This is a genomic window from Amycolatopsis sp. NBC_00345, from assembly GCF_036116635.1.
Lineage (GTDB): Bacteria > Actinomycetota > Actinomycetes > Mycobacteriales > Pseudonocardiaceae > Amycolatopsis.
Map to the genome: position 1 here is coordinate 3,343,925 of NZ_CP107995.1, position 16,912 is coordinate 3,360,836.

Here is a 16,912-nt window from a genome sequence, read left to right on the forward strand (position 1 = left end):
GCGCCTCCAAGGTTTTCGCTCGATCCTTGAGGGATTCAACTCAGGCGGTGGAAAGTAATCAACCCTTCGTAAGTCGGGAATGTTTCTGCCGGAAGATCCACTGTTACCGCCAAATGGATCAGCGTAATAGTCCATTCGACAACCCCGAATCACCTTGCACGGCAAGGCCGCCCCATGGCCTCACGCAGGCAAAACGCCCGAAATCACCCAAACTGACCCGGCGGGACCGCGCCCGGAAATCAATTCAGCGCGCCGATGTCCTGGCGATGGACTTTTGAGGGTGTCGCCCAGGCGGTAAACGCGGTATACCCGTCCGCCGCGGCGTCTGACTGTAATTCTCCAACCATACTGATCATGTCCCGCTGGTACCGCGGTACTACCCCGTGCCCGCGGTTACCCCTGCGGTACCACCGATCCCGGCCGCCCCGCTCCTAGCGTGAGAGGGGAGACGAGCCGGGGAGTCCGGCGCGCGGAGCAGGGGGCAGGCGATGATCGACGCACACCAGCTGACCAAGCGGTACGGGGAGAAGACGGCGGTGGACCGGCTGGACTTCACCGTCCGGCCCGGCATCGTCACCGGGTTCCTCGGGCCCAACGGCGCGGGCAAGTCCACCACGATGCGGATGATCCTCGGCCTGGACGCCCCGACCAGCGGGTCCGTGACCGTCAACGGCCGCCGTTACGCCGAGCACAGCGCACCGCTGCAGGAAGTCGGCGCGCTGCTGGAAGCCAAGTCCGTCCACCCTGGACGGTCCGCCGTGGACCACCTGCTGGCGCAGGCCTACACCCACGGGATCCCGCGCCGCCGCGTCGACGAGGTGATCGAGCTGGCCGGGCTGCAGTCCGTGGCGAAGCAGCGGGCCGGCAAGTTCTCCCTCGGCATGGGCCAGCGCCTCGGCATCGCCGCGGCGCTGCTGGGTGATCCGGCGACGGTCATGCTCGACGAGCCGGTGAACGGGCTGGACCCCGAGGGCGTGCTCTGGATCCGCAACCTGCTCCTCGGGCTCGCCGCCGAGGGACGCACCGTTTTCGTGTCCTCGCACCTGATGAGCGAGATGGCCCTCGTCGCGGAGCACCTCATCATCGTGGGGCGCGGCCGTTTGCTCGCCGACACCACCGTGGACGAGCTGGTCCGCGACGCCGGCGGTGACACCGTCCAGGTCGCCACCGCGGACCCGGCCCGGCTGCGCGAGGTCCTGGCCGGACCCGGCGTCGGGATCACCGGCCACGCCGGCTCCGAAGAGCTGCAGGTGACCGGGATGACCGCCCGCGCCATCGGCTTGAAGGCGGCCGAGCACGGCATCGCCCTGTTCGAACTCACCGCGAGGACCGTCTCCCTGGAGGAGGCGTTCATGGACCTGACCCGGGATTCCGTGGAGTACCACGGCACCACCGCCGGCCTCGAGACGCTCGGGAGGGCGGCATGACCACCACGACTCCGGCCCCGCCGGCCCCGGCCGCACAGTCCGCCCGCCCGGTCTACAAGGTGACCGGACGGCGCGTGCTGCGCTCGGAATGGGCGAAGCTCTGGTCGCTGCGCTCCACCTGGATCACCCTCGGCATCGCCCTGGTCCTCATGGTCGCCATCGGCCTGATCGCCGCGGCCCAGTACCACTCCCGGATCAGTTCCGGCGAGCGCATGGACCGGGATTTCGCCCAGGCCACCGCCGTGAGCCTCTCGCTGTTCGGCATCACTTTCGCGCAGCTGGCCTTGGGCGTGCTCGGCGTGCTGGTCAGCGCGGGCGAGTATTCGACCGGCATGATCCGCTCCACGCTGGCCGGCGTACCCCGCCGTCTTCCGGTGCTGTGGTCCAAGGCGGCGGTGTTCGGCCTGGTCGCACTGGTGGTCGCGGTCGTCGGCGTGTTCGTCACGTTCGTCTTCGACAGCGGCATCCTGTCCGACACCCACGCGGCGATGACGCTCTCGGGGTCCGGTGTGGTGCGGAGCCTGCTGGGCGCGGGCCTCTATCTCGGACTGGTCGGTGTCCTCGGCGTCGCGCTGGGCGCCCTGCTGCGGTCGGTCGCGGGCGGCATCGCGGTGCTGGTCGGCGTGCTGATGCTGATCCCCGGACTGATCTCGCTGCTCCCGACGAGCTGGCAGGGCGACATCAGCCCGTACCTGCCGAGCAACGCCGGCCAGTCGATGTTCGCGCTGACCCACGATTCGACCACGCTGTCCCCGACGGCCGGGTTGCTCGTCTTCCTCGGCTGGACGGTGCTGGCACTGGCCGGGGCCGCCTACCGGCTGAAGCGGACCGACGCCTGACCCGGAGCCCTCGTGTACCGCCGGCGCGGTGCCGAAGCGCCGCGCCGGCCCCACTCGTCCACAATGAGCAGGTGACAGCCGTGAGCAGCGACGCCGCCGGGCCGGGGACCGGGCCCGCCCCGGTGCCGACGCACCCGCTGCTCACCCGGCTGGCGCAGGCGGGCCAGCGCCTGCGGCAGGCGGACGGCAAGCATCCGTGGGTGCTCGACACGGCCGTGGTGATCGCCGTCTTCCTGGTGTCCTGCCTGCCGGACCTGGTCCGTGGCGACGAAACCGGCGATCAGCACGGTGAACGCCAGCTGGCGTTCACCCTCACGCACCTGCCCCTGGCCGGCACGCTCGCGGTGCAGCTCGCGCTCGTGCTGCCGCTGCTGTGGCGGCGCCGGGCCCCCGTCCTCTCGTTCGCCGTGATCGCGGCGGTGTTCCTCGTCCAGTGGTCGATGGGCGTGTTCCTGCGCGCCGACGTCGCGCTGCTGATCGCGCTCTACAGCGTCGCGCTGCACGGACGGCTCCGGCAGCTGCCGTGGGCCTGCGCCGCCACCGTCGGCGTGATGGTGCCGCTCGCGATCAAGGTCTCCGCGGTGTTCTCCATCTGGGAGGCCCTGTTCGTCCTGCTCTCCGCGGCGACCGCGGCCGCCGCGCTCGGCCTCGCGGTGCGGATCCGCCGCACCCAGCTCGCCAGCCTGCGCGAGCGCACCGCCATCCTCGAACTCGAACGCGACCAGCGCAGCAAGCTCGCCGCCGCGACCGAACGCGCCCGGGTGGCCCGGGAAATGCACGACATCATCGGCCACAGCCTGTCGGTCATCATCACCTTGGCCGACGGCGGCGGGTACGCGGCCGAAACCCGGCCCGAGCGGGCCAAGGAGGCGCTGCGGCTGGTCGGGGACGCCGGCCGCCAGGCGCTCGGCGAAATGCGGCGCATGCTCGGCGTCCTGCGCGAGCAGTCCGACACCCCGGAGCTCAACCCGCAGCCCTGTATCGCCGACCTCGACGCGCTGTGCGCCCGGATCCGGGCGGCCGGCCCCGACGTCGTCTACCAGTCCGGCGGCGACCTCGACGCGCTGGACCGCGGCGTGCAGCTGATGGCCTACCGCATCGTCCAGGAAGCACTGACCAACACGCTCAAGCACGCCGGTCCCCGCACCCGCGCGCACGTCCAGCTCACCGCGGAGGGCACGCAGCTGAGCATCCGCGTCCACGACACCGGCGCGCCCGACCACCGCAGGCCGCCCGAACAGTCACCCGTGGAAGGGCACGGGCTGGCCGGCATCCGCGAACGCGCGGCGCTGTACGACGGCACCGTCACCGCGGGCCCCGGATCCGGCGGCGGCTGGACCGTGCAGACCGTCCTCGACCTCGCCTCGGCCCCCGGCGCCTCGGGCGGTGCGGCGTGACCACCGTCCTCATCGTCGACGACCAGCCGTTGCAGCGCTTCGGTTTCCGCATGCTGCTGGAGGCGGCGCCCGACACCGAGGTGGCCGGCGAAGCCGCGCACGGGGCCGAAGCCGTGCGCCGGACGGCCGAGCTGCGTCCCGACGTGGTCCTCATGGACATCCGCATGCCCGGCATGGACGGGATCGAGGCGACCCGGCACATCGTCGCCACCGGCGGACGGTCGCGGGTCCTCGTGCTGACCACGTTCGACCTGGACGAGTACGCCTACGCCGCACTCCGCGCGGGCGCCAGCGGCTTCCTGCTCAAGGACGCCCAGCCGGAGGAGCTGCTCGCCGGAATCCGGGCCGTCGCCATCGGTGACGCCGTGATCGCGCCCGCCCTCACCCGCCGTCTGCTCGACACGTACGCCCACCGTCTCCCCGACGGCACCGACGCGCGGGGAAGCCTCGGCGATCCCCGTTGGCTGGCCCTGAGCGAACGCGAGCGGGAGATCCTGGTCGCCATCGGGCAGGGCTGGACCAACGGCGAGATCGCCGGGCGCCTGGTGCTCTCGGAGTCCACGGTCAAGACCCACGTCGGCCGGGTACTGGCGAAAATCGGGGCCCGCGACCGGATCCAGGCCGTCATCGTCGCCTACGACCTCGGCCTGACCCGGCCCCGCGGGCCTGCCTGACCTCGGCCGCGTCCGTCCTCATCGGAGGAGACGACGCCAGTTCGCCGAAACGGCGCAGCAGCGGATCGCTCGTGCGCCGGGCCGGCCACAACAGCCGCAGCGAAACCGTGGGCGCGCCCCGCAGCGGCAGGTACGTCACGCGGGCGTGGGTGTGCGCCCGCGCCGCCGAGGCCGTGGTGGACCCGATCCCCCGGCCCGCCGCGATGATGGTCAGCCACTCGTCGTAGCTGCCGCATTCGACGACGTCGCGGGGCCGGTTCCCCGGCGGCCAGTCTTCCGGGCCCGTCGCCCCGCTGACCGTGTTGAAGACCAGCGTGTGCCCGGCCAGCTCCGCCCATTCCAGCTCCGCGCGGGCCGTCAGCTCCGATCCGGTCGCGACCGCGGCGAGGCGCTCCTCCTCGAACAGCACCGTGCCGGTGATGCCGGAGGCGTCAACGTTCCCGCGCACCAAGGCGGCGTCGACCTCACCCGACTGCAGGGCGGCCACGATGTCGTCCCGCCGCAGCAGAGTCGCCCGCGCGGCCGTCGCCGACTCGAACGCCGAAAGCAGGTCACCGATCCACGGGTCCGGCAACGCCCACTGGAACCCGATCCGCAGTCCCGCGTGCCCTCCGGCGGCGGCCAGGGCCGCGTCCAGGTCACCCAGCACCACGCGCAGCCGGGCGAGCAGCTCGCCGCCGGCCTCCGTCGGCTCGACCCCGTGCGGGGTGCGTTCCAGCAGACGCGTCCCGACCGCCTCCTCCAGCTGCTGGATCGTGCGGGTCAGCGCCGGCTGGGTGATCAGCAGCTCCCGGCCGGCGGCCGTGAACGTGCGCCGCGTCGCGACCGTGACGAACGCGCGCAAGTGCCGCAGCTCCACCTCCATGCCCCGCAGCCTACCCAGCCATGCCGCGCGCGCATGGGCTCGCCACGACAAGCATTTCCCCGCCGTCTTCCGGATCCCTACCGTGGAAACCACCAGGGAAAGCTCCGAAAAGGACGGTCGGCATGAGCACCACCACCAGGAACCTCAGCGCGTTCGACGAACTCATGGCCCTGCGCGACGGCGCCGGCCCCGTCGCCGGCGAGGTGACGATCACCGGCTCGGACCCGCTGTTCACGTCGCCGTTGCGCATCGGGGCGACGCTCGCCGACGCACTCGCGGCGCGCGCCGTCGCGGCCAACGACCTCTGGGAGCTGCGCACCGGCCGCCGTCAGCGGATCAGCGTCGACGTCCGGGCCGCCGCGGCGACCGCGCTCGGCGGCGAGGACATGACCCTCGTCCGCGGCGCCGACGGCGAGTACCGTCCCGCGCCGCTCTCCCCCGCCGTGGAGCACATGGTCTCGCTCACCCAGCCCTGGCCGACCGCGGACGGCCGCTTCTTCCTCCCGCACTTCAACCTCCCGCACCTCGAACGCCGGGTGCTGGACGTACTGCGCTGCGACCCCACGCCCGAATCGGTGCGGGCCGCGGTGCGGAAGTGGAAGGCGGACGACCTCGAAGACGCCATCGCCGCGGCCGGCGCGTGCGGCGGGGTCGTCCGCACCCCCGGGGAATGGCTGGCCCATCCACACGGCGCCCACCTCGCCACCCGCCCCGTCGTGCAGATCACCAAGATCGGGGACAGCGAGCCCGAGCCCCTGCCCGGTGGCGAGCGCGGCACCCATCCGCTGTCCGGCGTCCGCGTGCTCGACCTGACCCGCATCCTCGCCGGTCCCACCGCGGCGCTGAGCCTGGCCGAGCACGGCGCCGACGTGCTGATGGTGACCGCGCCGCAGCTGCCCCAGGTGCCGCCGTTCGTGCGTGACACCAGCCATGGCAAGCGCAGCACCTACCTCGACTACACCCAGCCGGACGAGGCGGCGCGGCTGCGGGAACTGGCCGGGGACGCCGACGTGTTCGTCGAGGGCTACCGTCCGCACCGCATGGCGGCACACGGCTTCGGCCCGGCTGACCTCGCCCAGCAACGACCGGGCATCGTGTACGTGACCGTGAACTGTTTCGGCTCCGGCGGCCCGTTCGGCTCCCGCGCCGGCTGGGACCAGGTCGCGCAGGCCGTCACCGGCGTCTGCGACATCCAGGGCAGCGCGGCGAACGGCGGCAAGCCCCAGCTGACGCCGGTGTACCTGTGCGATTTCCTCACCGGGTTCCTGGCCGGCTACGGCGCCATGCTCGCTCTCTCCCGCCGCGCCCGCGAAGGCGGCTCGTACCACGTGCAGGTCTCGCTCTGCCAATCCGCGATGCTCTTGCAGCGCCAGGGTTTGCTCGACGATTTCACCGCCGCCCCCGGACAGCTGCGCCCGGACGAGTTCGACCGCTACGCGATCCGCGACGACCAGACGAGCTACGGCGACCTCAAGAGCCTCGGCCCGGTGATCCGGATGGACGAGACGCAGCCGCGCTGGTCGCGAACCACGCCGGAACTCGGGAGCTCACGTCCGGAGTGGCTCGGCCGCTGAGCACGCGGTGCGCCGGGCGTTCCGATCCCGGCGCACCCCAGCGGAACACGCGAAAGTCACTCGGTGGACACGGTGCTGAGCGCGGACGCGAGCCCGGCGGCCGCGCCTTTCACCGGCCGGGAAACGTACAGCTGCGCGTACAGCCAGCCTTCGGACTCGAGCCCGGTGGGGTCGACTCCGGCGCCGGCCAGTGCGTCCAGGATATGAGCCTGCTCCTCGCCGGAGGCGAATCGCCGCTGCCGGAACACCTCGTCGACGCTCGCCGTTTCGTAGCCCAGCTCGGCCAGGCGCTCCGCGACCGGCTCGTACGAGAACATCCGCAGCACGAAATGCGCCATCCACGGCCGTGAACCGCGGGCGATCCGGTCGATCGTGCGCTCGGTGACGTAGCCGACGCAGCCGGTCGACACGACGAGGTCCACCTGGTCCAGCAGCGCCTGCTGCGCCGGGTCCGGGTCATCCTGTTCGAAGTCCGCGCGGATCGTGTTGTCGAGGAACCCCGCGGACCGCGCGTACGCCAAGGCCGGTCCCGACGCGTCGAGGCCGAAGAACCGGGCCCCGTCGGGGATCGAGTGGGTGCGCACCAGCCGCCGGTCGCGGTCGAGCAGCGCTTCGCGATCGAGGTCTCCGACGCCGGGTTCGGTGTACTGCGCGTAGAGCTCGTCCAAGCTCGTTTCGCAGCGCAGCAACGCGGCGTTGACGCCGTACGAACAACCGACATCCAGCACCGTCGGCTGCGGATTTCCGCGCTCTGCCTGATATTCCTCGATCAGTTTCGTGAAGTACGGCTTCGCGAGCTGCGGAATCTGGTAATCCACGCGACGCAGCGTCCCGTAGTACGGGCGCGGGTCGGGTGCGGTGTAGATGTGGTCGAACGAGATCTTGCCGGTCGAGTCGAAAGGCACGGGCCAGGCTCCTAGATCTGATCGAGCAGGGCGTCGCCCCACACAGCGTGACCAGCTGGATTCCGGGCCCGGACCCGGCCGAAAGAGCTGCCTGGCCCGCTCCGGACTGCCGATGACACCGGGGCGCTCGCTGGAAGCGGCGGTCGCGGGGACTGGGCGATCCGTCCCCTACCGTACTGACCCGGTGCAAGCCCCTCGGCCGATCGCAGCCGAGGTCGGCCCCCTATTCAGCCGCCTGAGCGCAGGGTGGCTGGTAAGCCCGCTCGGGGAAGAACTGGTGCCAGTCCGCGGTGCTGATGGCGGGCGTCGTCTGGCAGATGTAGCGAGCGGCGGAAGCGAGGTCGGTTTCGCGCAGGAGCGTGGTTCCGTCGTCGCCGGCGGTGGCCGCCGTGTGGCCGTCCGGGCTGAACGCGACGGACCAGACGCGGTTGGTGTGGCCCGTCAGGGCGGCCAGGAACTGTGGCTGCCGCAGGTCGGCGATGTCCCAGAGCCGCACGGTGTGGTCGTCGCTGGCGGTGGCCACGGTGTGGCCGTCGGGGCTGAACGCGACGGAGTAGAGGTGGCCGGCGTGCCCGGTGAGGGTGCCCAGTGCCCGCGGGTGGGCGGCATCGGTGATGTCCCAGAGCCGGCCGGTGCGGTCGTCTCCCCCGGTGGCCATCGTGCGCCCGTCCGGGCTGATCGCGACCGACCAGACGGGGCCGGCGTGCCCGGTGACCGCGGCCAGCTGACGGGGCCGGCCGGGATCGGTGATGTCCCACAGGCGGATCGTCGCGTCCCAGCCCGCCGTGGCCATGGTGCGCCCGTCCGGGCTGACGGCCGCGGCGTAGACCGGGCCGACGTGACTGGTCAGGGTGGCCAGCGGGCGGGGGTGCACGGGGTCGGCGATGCCCCAGAGCCGGACGGTGGCGTCGCTGCTGGCAGTGATCACGAAACGCCGGTCCGGGCTGAACACCACCGAGTTGACGATGTTGCTGTAGCCGGCCAGGGTCGCGAGCGCTCGCGGGTGGGCCAGGTCGGTGAGGTCCCACAGCCGGGCGGTGCCGTCGGCGCTGCCGGTGGCGAGCAGACGGCCGTCCGCGCTGAAGGCGACGGACTGCACCTGGCCGGCGTGGCCGGTGAGGATGGCGATTTCCCAGGGATGGGCCGGGTCGGCGACATTCCACAGCCGCGCGGTGCCGTCGGCGCCGCCGGTGGCGGCCGTGCGCCGGTCCAGGCTGAACGCCGCCGAGTAGACCGCGCCGGCGGGACCGGCCAGCGCGAAGGCGGGACCGGGGTGGTGCGGGTCGGCGATGTCCCAGAGCCGGACCGTGCGGTCCCAGCTGGAGCTGGCGAGCGTGCGCCCATCGGGGCTGAAGGCCGCGTACCAGACGATTTCGGTGTGGCCGGTGAACACGGCGCCGGGGCGTGGGTTCCGCGGGTCGGTGACGTCCCAGGTCCGGACGGTGCGGTCCTGGCCCGCCGTGGCCAGGGTGTGCCCGTCCGGGCTGAACGCCGCCGAATAGACCTTGTCCGTGTGGCCGGTGAGCGTGGCCAGCCAGTGCGGCTGCGCCGGGTCGGCGACGTCCCAGAGCCGGGCGGTCCGGTCCTGGCCGGCGGTGGCGAGCGTGCGCCCGTCCGGGCTGAACGCCACGGCCCGGACCCGGTCCGTGTGCCCGGTGAGTATGGCGAGCGCGTGCGAATGGGGCGGGTCGGCGACGTCCCACAGCCGGGCGGTGCCGTCGCCGCCGGCGCCGGCCAGGGTGCGGCCGTCGGGGCTGAAAACGACCTGGTACACGCGATCCCGGTGGTCGGCGAGGGTGATCAGCTGCTGCGGCCGGCGCAGGTCGGCCACGTTCCACAGCCGGATCGTGTGGTCCTCGCCCGCGGTCGCGATGAGGCGCCCGTCCGGGCTGAAGGCCACCGAGTAGACGCGGTCGGTGTGGCCGATGAGCTCGGCCACTTCGTGCGGGTGGGCCGGGTCGGTGATGTCCCACAGGCGGACCAGGTGATCGCGGGCGGCGGTGGCGAGGATGTGCTCGTCCGGGCTGAACGCGACCGAGTACACCTCCTCGCGGCCGTCGAGCGTGGCCAGCTCGCGCGGGTGATGCGGATCGGCGACGTCCCACAGCCGCGCGGTGCGGTCGTCACTGGCGGTCGCCAGCAGATGCCGGGTGGGGCTGAAGGTCAGCGAGTTGACGCCGTCGGTGTGGCTGGTGAGCTGGGTGGCATACGGCGCCGCGAAAGTGCTGAGCACGGTGCCGCGGGCTTCCGCGGTCGGGGCGAGGTCATAGGCGGCGAGGCCGAGCTGCGCGGCGAGCCCGGGGTTGGCGGTGCGCAGCGCATCGCTTTGGCCGGCGACCTTCTGGGAGATCGCGATGTCGCGTTCCCCGGAGGCCTGGTCCTGCGCGTGGACGGCGTACCCGGTCGCGACGGTGGCCAGCAGGAGCAGGGCCGCGAGGAGGGCGACCAGCTGACGGAGACGGCGATTGCGGCGGCGGGCCACCGCCTGATCGGCCTCGTCGGCGGTGATGCTCGCCTGCAGGAACTCGCGTTCCCTGGCGGTGAGCGACACGTCGCCGGCCGCGGCCCAGTCCTTCGCGATGCCCAGCCGGGTGCCCCGGTAGAGCACTCCGGCATCGCGGCGCAGTGACTCCCAGACCGCGGTGGCTTCGGTGAGCTGGCGGTGGATGCGCAGGCTCTCCTGGTCTCCGGCGAGCCACTCGCGCAGTCGCGGCCACGCGGTGACGAGGGATTCGTGGGTGATGTCGATCGTGTCGGCGTCGATGGTGACGAGGCGCGCCCCGGCCAGGCGGGCGAGAACGGCGCCGGTGGCCTCGTCGGCCGGCTCGAGTTCACTGCGGTGGAGGCGGCGTTTTGTGTTCCCGGTGCCGTCGCCGATTGTGGTCAGGCGCAGGAACAACTGCTTGACGAGCCGCTGCTGCCCGGGGCCGAAAGCCGCGTAGATGTCTTCGGCGGTCTGCGCGAGCGCGCCCTGAATCCCGCCCGCGGCAAGGTATCCGGCCAGGGTCAGGGTGTTTCCCCGTCTTCGGCGCCAGGTCTCCAGCAGCACGTGGGACAGCAGGGGCAGCACTCCCGGCCGTCCGCCGGCCTCCGCCACCAGTTCCGCCAGCAGCGCGCCTTCCACCGCGCAGTCGGCGTGGACCGCGGGCTGGACGATCACGTCCCGGAGCTCGGCGGTGGTCATCGGCCCGACGAGCACCTGCGCGGAGGAAACGGCGGCCGCGAGTTCGGCGTGCTCCGCGCAGTGCAGGTAGAAATCCGCGCGCATGCCCACGACGATCCGCAGCCGGCTGTCCGCGGCCGCCGTGGTGAGCAGCAGCGCGTCGAGGAAACGGTCCCGTTCGGCCGGATCGGCGCACAGCGTGAACACTTCCTCGAACTGATCCACGATGAGGACGAGCTCGGCGCGCTCCGCCCGGCCGGCCAGCGCTTGGCGAGCGAGCCGGTGCAGGTTCCGGGGATCGGCCTCCAGCTCGGCGAGCACGGCCGCGACGGTCGACCGCACCAGCGGCGCGAACCGGATCGCGCACTCCTCCAACGGATGCGCCCCAGGCGACACCAGCACGACGTCGGCGTCATCGCGGAGCCGCGGGACCAGCCCGGCGCGCAACAGCGAGGACTTCCCGGCCCCGGAAGCGCCGACCACAGCCACAAACCGGAACTCGGCGAGTTTCGCGCTCAGCTCGTCCACGAGCCGGTCCCGCCCGAAGAACCGGTCCACATCCGCGGACTGCAGGGCCACCAATCCGACGTACGGCGCCCCTTCGCTTGCGGTCTCCTGCGCGGGCGCCTCCGAGCCGCCGCTCGCCAGCTCGGCCGCGACGGCATGCCACTGCTGTTCCCATTCGCCGACGTCACCGTGACAAGCCCGCACGTACGCCAGCGTCACCGGCAACGTCGGCAACTTCCGGCCGCCGGCGGCGTCGGACAGCGTCCCCGCCGCGTAGTGCGCCCGCTGCCCGAGCTCCCGGTAAGTCGGGCAGCCCGCTTCTTCCCGCAGCCGCCGCAACGCCCCCGCAAACCGCGACAGCACATCCCCGTCCGGGTCCAGCGGACGCTCCCGACGTGGCATCCGCCCCGCCCCCTCACCTCGGCCCTCATTGTTCGGACCTTGTTGTTCCGGAGCCAGCCATCGACACAGAACAACCCGGAAGCACTACACCGGGTCCCGGCTCACTACGGGCATCACACGTGTCGACCTCCGTGGCGGTAGCCGACCGGCCCGCCGTGGATCACAAGGGAGCGAATCATGAAGGCCGTTCGAAACAGATACAGATTCCTGCTATTGGGATTGATGGCGATCTCGGCACTGCTGGTGCCGGTCACCACGGCATCGGCTCGCCCTGCTGCCGGGGCGGCCCCGGCCACGGGGGCGACGATCCTGGACTTCAGCACGGAGCCATGCAAGGGACAGGCCGTCCCCCGTCCTCCGCAAACCGGGTACTGCAAGCCCGGCACCACCATCGTCAACCTCCTTCCGCCGGACGGCCGGGAAGTGACTGTCCTGCTGGGAACCCTCGGCCCGTCCTCGCCTCCGGGAGCGGCGTGGGTCTACTGGACCCGCAAGGTCCCGGGCAGCGGCAATGTCTGGAGCCCGTGGCTGCAACTGGGCTCCGGGTGGGGAATCCGCGGAATCTCGGTCACCGACTACTTCAACGGCTGGTGGACCGTCGGGGTGACGGACGCGAACAATGCCTCGTGGTGCAACAAATACAACAGTGACCGATGGTTCGGGTGGTATTCGGAGAACTGCAGCTTCTAGACAACCCGGCCCGGCGAATGACCACACCTTCCCGGCGACGTTTCCGTAGAACCGGACCGCCAGGCGCATCGGCGCCTGGCGGTCCTGCGTCATGCCGGGCGCAGCCCACCCGGAGCGTCATCCGCACCCCCGGCTTGCCCCCGCCTGGTACACACCTCTAGTGTACTAGTTCTCTAGCACTTTGAAGAAGGTGACATGGTCGAGTTCCGGGTGGACCGCAGTGCCGGCATGCCGCCGTACCGGCAGCTCGTCGTGCAGATCCGGGACGCGGTGCGGCTCGGGTGGCTCAAGCCCGGCGATCGCGTGCCGACTGTGCGGGAGGTCGTGACGAGCAGCGGGGTGAACCAGAACACCGTGCTCAAGGCCTACCGCGAGCTCGAGCTCGCCGGGGTCCTGGAGATCCGCCAGGGCTCGGGCACCTTCGTGAAGAGCTCGGTCGGCTCCGCGGACGCGGGCGCGCTGACCGAGCTGCAGCGGCAGCTCGAGGACTGGGTGCGGATCGCGCAAGCGGCCGGACTGGACGACGAAGACATGCAGGCCCTGCTCAGCGCGGCGCTTGCACGGAAGGCAGGCAACCGATGACCACCGGCACAGAGATGCGGCCGCCGGGCGACGACGACGGCCTCGCGGTCGACGTCCGCGGGCTCGGCGTCCGCTACCGGCGGCCGTGGCGCCGCGAGACGAACTGGGCGTTGCGGGACTGCACCTTCCAGATCCCGGCCGGCCGGGTGGCCGCGCTGGTCGGCCTCAACGGGGCCGGCAAGTCCACTTTGCTCGGTGCGCTGGCCGGGTTGCTGGCCCCGGCCGAGGGGGTGGCGCTGGTGGGTGGCGCGCCGGCCGTCGCGGCCACTGGCGAGGAGGGCTGCCGGATGCAGTACGTCGCCCAGGACAAGCCGCTGTACCGGCACCTGGACGCGGCGGCGATGCTGCAGATCGCCGCCCGGTCCAACCGGGTCTGGGACTCCCAGCGCGCACTGCGCTGGCTGCAGCGGTTCGAAATCCCGCTGGACCGGCCGTGCGGGCGGCTTTCCGGGGGCCAGCAGGCGCAGGTGTCGTTCGCGCTCGCGCTCGGTGCCTGCCCGTCGGTCCTGCTGCTGGACGAGCCGCTGGCCGACCTCGATCCGCTGGCCCGCGACGGAGTCATGCGCGAGCTGCTGGCCGAGGCCGCCGACACCGGGATCACCGTGCTGCTGTCCACGCACGTGGTCGCCGAAATCGGCGGGGTGGCCGATCACCTCCTGGTGCTGGGCCGGGGCGCGCTGCTCGTCGAGGGCGCGATCGACGACATCCTCGAGAGCCACCGGTTCTACGTCGGCCCGCGCGCGGACGCCCCGCCCGTCGCCGGGGAGGTGCTCCAGGCCCGGCACACCGAGGGCCAGTCCACCTTCCTGGTCCGCGGCACGCCCGGCCAGCCGCCTCCCCCGGCGAGCCCGCCCTGGATCCGGCGCGAGGTGACCCTGGCGGACTTCGTGCTCGCCCACCTGAACAACAGCACCACCACCAGTGGTCAGGAGGCTTCGGCATGACCACCACCGTGCAGCGCGTCCGGTCCGGCGCCCGGTTGCGGGACCTGGTCTGGGTGGCCTGGCGGCAACGCCGCCTGCTGATCCTCACCACCGCGGCACTGGCGGCGGTGCTCGTCGCGTGGAGCCTGTGGCTCTACGCGCAGGCGGGGGATCCCCCCACCTGCGTTCCCGGCCGGCCCTGCAATGGCAACATCACCGGCCAGTGGATTGACGGGATAAACAGCCAGGCCCGATTGCTGTTCGGCGCGCTCGCGGCGTTTTCCGGGCTGCTCCCGGCATTCTGGGGAGCGCCGGTCGTCGCTCGTGAATTCGAACAGCGCACCTACCTGTGGGCCTGGACCCAGGACGTGCCCCTTCGCCGCTGGCTGGGTATCAGGGTCCTTTTCTTCGGCGGGGTCATCGCCCTGTCCAGCGCGCTGGCGGGGACGGCGGCCTCGCTGCTGTGGGAACGGATCAACGCCAGCGGGTGGCGTGGGAGCCTGATCGACGACCGGCTCGGGTTCGAATTCTCGCCGACGGTTCAGCTCGGATACGCCGTGTTCGGTTTCGCGCTCGGCCTGGCTCTCGGCGCACTCACCCGCCGCACCCAGATCGCACTGGGCCTCACCACGCTGGTGTTCGCCGCGACGCGACTGCTGATCGGGCAGTTCGCCCGGCCATTCCCCTTCTTCACCCCTCTTCGCGAAGTGTGGCCGGTGACCGGCACTCGTACCGGGCTGCCCCGGGTTTCCTTCAACGACACGTTGTTCCACAGCCCAGGCCTGCTCGACCGAGCGGGAAATGCCGTCTCCTACGACTCCCCCATCAGCAATGCGTGTTTCAGCGCGGCCACCGCACCCAACGCCACGGACCTGCAGGGCGTCGAGGATCGATGTTTTCTCGATCACGGGATCGTCCAACGGTTCTTCGACTACCAGCCGATCGATCGGCTCGCCGCTTTACGTCTCACCGAAACCGCCGTTTACCTCGCACTCGCCGCGGCACTGTTCACCGTGACCTGGCGGCGCATGAGGAAAGCCGTCGCCACGATCTGACCGGCTCCGCGCCGGACCCGAATAGATTCACTTTCGACTTGCGGACAATGCTGCCATTTTGGCGCCGTAATTGGCCGCGTAATGCACAGGAAAGAATTCCTCCATGGATACCCTTGTACCCGTAGCCCGGCGCGCCAATGTTCCCCTTCGTGGTCCGGAGCCGGCGAGAGTCCGCTGGAATCTGGTCGTCGTCGTGGGCGCGGCGTTGCTCATCGGGCTCTTCGGCTACCTGACCCGCTGGGTCTGCGACGACGGCTTGATCTTCACCCGGGCCGTCGAGCAGATCCTCGCCGGGAACGGCCCCGTGTTCAACGCCGGCGAGCGGGCGGAGTCGTCGACCAGCGCGCTCTGGCAGTGGCTGCTCGTGCTGGCCGGGTTCCTCTTCGGGCAGCCGGACACCTCGACGATCTCGTGGGTGCTCGGCCTGCTGCTCACCGCGGGCGGGTTCGCCCTCGCGGTCGACGCCACGTGGCGGCTCCACGACCCCCGGCGCACCGCGGTGCTGGTGCCCTGCGGTGTCCTGGTGCTGCTGGGGTCGCGGCCCGTCTGGGAATACGCGACCTCCGGGCTGGAAACCGGGCTCACTACGTTCTGGATGGCGGCCTGCTGGTGGCTGCTCGTCCGCCTGCGTTCGGGGGGCTCGGCGAAGGCGATCCTGGCCGCCGCGTTCACGATCGGCCTCGGCCCGCTGGTCCGGCCGGACCTGGCGCTCGTCGCCGCGGTGTTCCTCGCCGCTTTATGGCTGACCGTCCGGCCCGGCTGGCGCCTGACCCTGGGCGCCGCCGGTGCCGCGGCCGGGTTGCCGATCGCCTATGAGATCTTCCGCATGGGCTTCTACGGCATCGTCGTTCCGATGCCCGCGCTCACGAAGAACGCCGACGCGTCGATGTGGGGACGCGGCTTTGCCTACCTCGCGGATTTCGCCGGCCCCACTCTGCTGGTGCTGCCGCTGGCGCTGGTCATCGCCGTGTCCGTCCCCCTGCTGCGCCGCCTGCGCGGCCGGCGGACCGACCTGGTGGTGACGCTCGCCCCGGTCACGGCCGGCTTGCTGCACCTGGTGTACGTGGTGAAGGTCGGCGGGGACTACATGCACGCGCGCATGGCGTTGCCGGCCCTTTTCCTGATCCTGCTGCCGATCCTCGTCGTCCCCCGGTCGAAGCGCGCGGGTGCGGCGGCTCTGGTCGTGGTGGTGTGGGCGGCCGTCTTCGCGGGCTTCGTCCGGTACCCCGGGGTGGGCGGGTCCGCGCCCGGCGTCGACGACGAGCGCGCCTACTACACCGGGTGGACCGGCAACGCGCATCCGGCGGACTCCTCGGACTACATTCCGCGGCTCCACGGCCTGAAGGACGCCGTGACGGCCGAGGTGGGTTCGGGGCAGCGGTCACTGATCTACCAGGGAACGGCCCCGGGCCTCAACAACGTCATCACCACGCCGTTGCGCGCGGACGTGCCGGGGAAGGTGATGATCGTCGGGGTCTACCTCGGCACGGTCGGGATGCTCGCCCCCACCGACGTCGGAGTCGTCGACTTCTGGGGACTGGCTAACCCGATCGGGGCCCGGTTCAGCTTCCCCACGGTCAAGCCGGGCCACTCGAAGCCGCTCGGCAACGCCTGGCTGCTCGCCGGCTACGCCGATCCGGCCGCACCGCTGGATCCCTCGGGCAACTTCATGATCCGCGACGACGTCACCCCGCAGCAGGTGGCCGCGGCCCGGCACGCGCTCAGCTGCGGGGACCTCGCCGAAATCCAGCGCTCGACCCGGGAACCCCTGTCGTTCAAGCGGTTCTGGGACAACCTGACCGGCGCCTGGCACCGGACCCAGGTCACCATCCCCCCGGACCCGTTCGAAGCCGAGCGCACTTTCTGCGGACGACCGTAAGCCAGGAACGCCTCCCCCGGCCCAACGCTC

General features: G+C 71.5%; 13 protein-coding genes. 10 read left to right on the forward strand and 3 right to left on the reverse strand.

All coding sequences use genetic code 11. The features are described 5' to 3' along the window. Positions 1-488 precede the first annotated feature (488 nt). The 4 genes from OG943_RS14540 to OG943_RS14555 all read left to right on the forward strand — a co-directional run bounded on the left by OG943_RS14540 (position 489) and on the right by OG943_RS14555 (position 4,337). Positions 489-1,427 carry an ABC transporter ATP-binding protein gene (locus OG943_RS14540; RefSeq protein WP_328610289.1) on the forward strand — a complete coding sequence of 313 codons (939 nt, stop codon included), beginning with the start codon at positions 489-491 and terminating at the stop codon, positions 1,425-1,427. Beyond that, positions 1,424-2,266, forward strand: a complete 843-nt coding sequence (locus OG943_RS14545) for an ABC transporter permease (protein WP_328610290.1) — start codon at positions 1,424-1,426, stop codon at positions 2,264-2,266. The genes OG943_RS14540 and OG943_RS14545 overlap by 4 nt, the downstream gene beginning before the upstream one ends. 80 nt (positions 2,267-2,346) lie before the next feature. Continuing rightward, positions 2,347-3,663, forward strand: coding sequence for a sensor histidine kinase (locus OG943_RS14550; RefSeq protein WP_328610291.1), 1,317 nt, complete (start codon positions 2,347-2,349; stop codon positions 3,661-3,663). Then, positions 3,660-4,337, forward strand: coding sequence for a response regulator transcription factor (locus OG943_RS14555; RefSeq protein WP_328610292.1), 678 nt, complete (start codon positions 3,660-3,662; stop codon positions 4,335-4,337). The genes OG943_RS14550 and OG943_RS14555 overlap by 4 nt, the downstream gene beginning before the upstream one ends. Here OG943_RS14555 and OG943_RS14560 read toward each other — a convergent pair. After that, positions 4,288-5,202, reverse strand: a complete 915-nt coding sequence (locus OG943_RS14560; protein ID WP_328610293.1) for a LysR family transcriptional regulator — start codon at positions 5,200-5,202, stop codon at positions 4,288-4,290. The genes OG943_RS14555 and OG943_RS14560 overlap by 50 nt on opposite strands. A gap of 122 nt (positions 5,203-5,324) precedes the next feature. Between OG943_RS14560 and OG943_RS14565 the strand changes: the two genes are divergently transcribed. Beyond that, positions 5,325-6,776: a CoA transferase gene (locus OG943_RS14565; RefSeq protein ID WP_328610294.1), complete on the forward strand. Its 1,452-nt coding sequence runs from the start codon at positions 5,325-5,327 to the stop codon at positions 6,774-6,776. A gap of 56 nt (positions 6,777-6,832) precedes the next feature. Here the strand turns inward: OG943_RS14565 and OG943_RS14570 are convergent, their stop codons facing one another. Together OG943_RS14570 and OG943_RS14575 are read right to left on the reverse strand one after the other, a co-directional pair. Further along, positions 6,833-7,681 (reverse strand): class I SAM-dependent methyltransferase, encoded by an 849-nt coding sequence (locus tag OG943_RS14570; protein ID WP_328610295.1) that lies wholly within the window; start codon positions 7,679-7,681, stop codon positions 6,833-6,835. 223 nt (positions 7,682-7,904) lie between these two features. Then, on the reverse strand, positions 7,905-11,753 hold the full coding sequence (locus OG943_RS14575) for an nSTAND1 domain-containing NTPase (protein WP_328610296.1): 3,849 nt from the start codon (positions 11,751-11,753) through the stop codon (positions 7,905-7,907). 177 nt (positions 11,754-11,930) lie between these two features. On the opposite strand from OG943_RS14575, the gene OG943_RS14580 reads away from it, so the two are divergent. The 5 genes from OG943_RS14580 to OG943_RS14600 all read left to right on the forward strand — a co-directional run bounded on the left by OG943_RS14580 (position 11,931) and on the right by OG943_RS14600 (position 16,882). After that, positions 11,931-12,443 carry a hypothetical protein gene (locus tag OG943_RS14580; RefSeq protein ID WP_328610297.1) on the forward strand — a complete coding sequence of 171 codons (513 nt, stop codon included), beginning with the start codon at positions 11,931-11,933 and terminating at the stop codon, positions 12,441-12,443. Between the two features lie 195 nt (positions 12,444-12,638). Further along, positions 12,639-13,025: a GntR family transcriptional regulator gene (locus OG943_RS14585; protein WP_328610298.1), complete on the forward strand. Its 387-nt coding sequence runs from the start codon at positions 12,639-12,641 to the stop codon at positions 13,023-13,025. Next, positions 13,022-13,969 carry an ABC transporter ATP-binding protein gene (locus OG943_RS14590; protein WP_328610299.1) on the forward strand — a complete coding sequence of 316 codons (948 nt, stop codon included), beginning with the start codon at positions 13,022-13,024 and terminating at the stop codon, positions 13,967-13,969. The genes OG943_RS14585 and OG943_RS14590 overlap by 4 nt, the downstream gene beginning before the upstream one ends. Further along, positions 13,966-15,003 carry a hypothetical protein gene (locus tag OG943_RS14595; protein ID WP_328610300.1) on the forward strand — a complete coding sequence of 346 codons (1,038 nt, stop codon included), beginning with the start codon at positions 13,966-13,968 and terminating at the stop codon, positions 15,001-15,003. Before OG943_RS14590 ends, OG943_RS14595 begins: the two co-directional genes overlap by 4 nt. Positions 15,004-15,106: 103 nt before the next feature. Continuing rightward, entirely contained in the window at positions 15,107-16,882 is a 1,776-nt protein-coding gene (locus tag OG943_RS14600; RefSeq protein WP_328610301.1) for a hypothetical protein, read from the forward strand. Positions 16,883-16,912: the final 30 nt, after the last annotated feature.

Bases quoted from the DNA above. Each gene is read 5' to 3' on its own strand.
- OG943_RS14545 (WP_328610290.1), top strand. From the start codon at position 1,424: ATGACCACCACGACTCCGGCCCCGCCGGCCCCGGCCGCACAGTCCGCC.
- OG943_RS14540 (WP_328610289.1), top strand. From the start codon at position 489: ATGATCGACGCACACCAGCTGACCAAGCGGTACGGGGAGAAGACGGCG.
- OG943_RS14585 (WP_328610298.1), top strand. From the start codon at position 12,639: ATGGTCGAGTTCCGGGTGGACCGCAGTGCCGGCATGCCGCCGTACCGG.
- OG943_RS14580 (WP_328610297.1), top strand. From the start codon at position 11,931: ATGAAGGCCGTTCGAAACAGATACAGATTCCTGCTATTGGGATTGATG.
- OG943_RS14595 (WP_328610300.1), top strand. From the start codon at position 13,966: ATGACCACCACCGTGCAGCGCGTCCGGTCCGGCGCCCGGTTGCGGGAC.
- OG943_RS14565 (WP_328610294.1), top strand. From the start codon at position 5,325: ATGAGCACCACCACCAGGAACCTCAGCGCGTTCGACGAACTCATGGCC.
- OG943_RS14560 (WP_328610293.1), bottom strand. From the start codon at position 5,202: ATGGAGGTGGAGCTGCGGCACTTGCGCGCGTTCGTCACGGTCGCGACG.
- OG943_RS14590 (WP_328610299.1), top strand. From the start codon at position 13,022: ATGACCACCGGCACAGAGATGCGGCCGCCGGGCGACGACGACGGCCTC.
- OG943_RS14575 (WP_328610296.1), bottom strand. From the start codon at position 11,753: ATGCCACGTCGGGAGCGTCCGCTGGACCCGGACGGGGATGTGCTGTCG.
- OG943_RS14600 (WP_328610301.1), top strand. From the start codon at position 15,107: ATGGATACCCTTGTACCCGTAGCCCGGCGCGCCAATGTTCCCCTTCGT.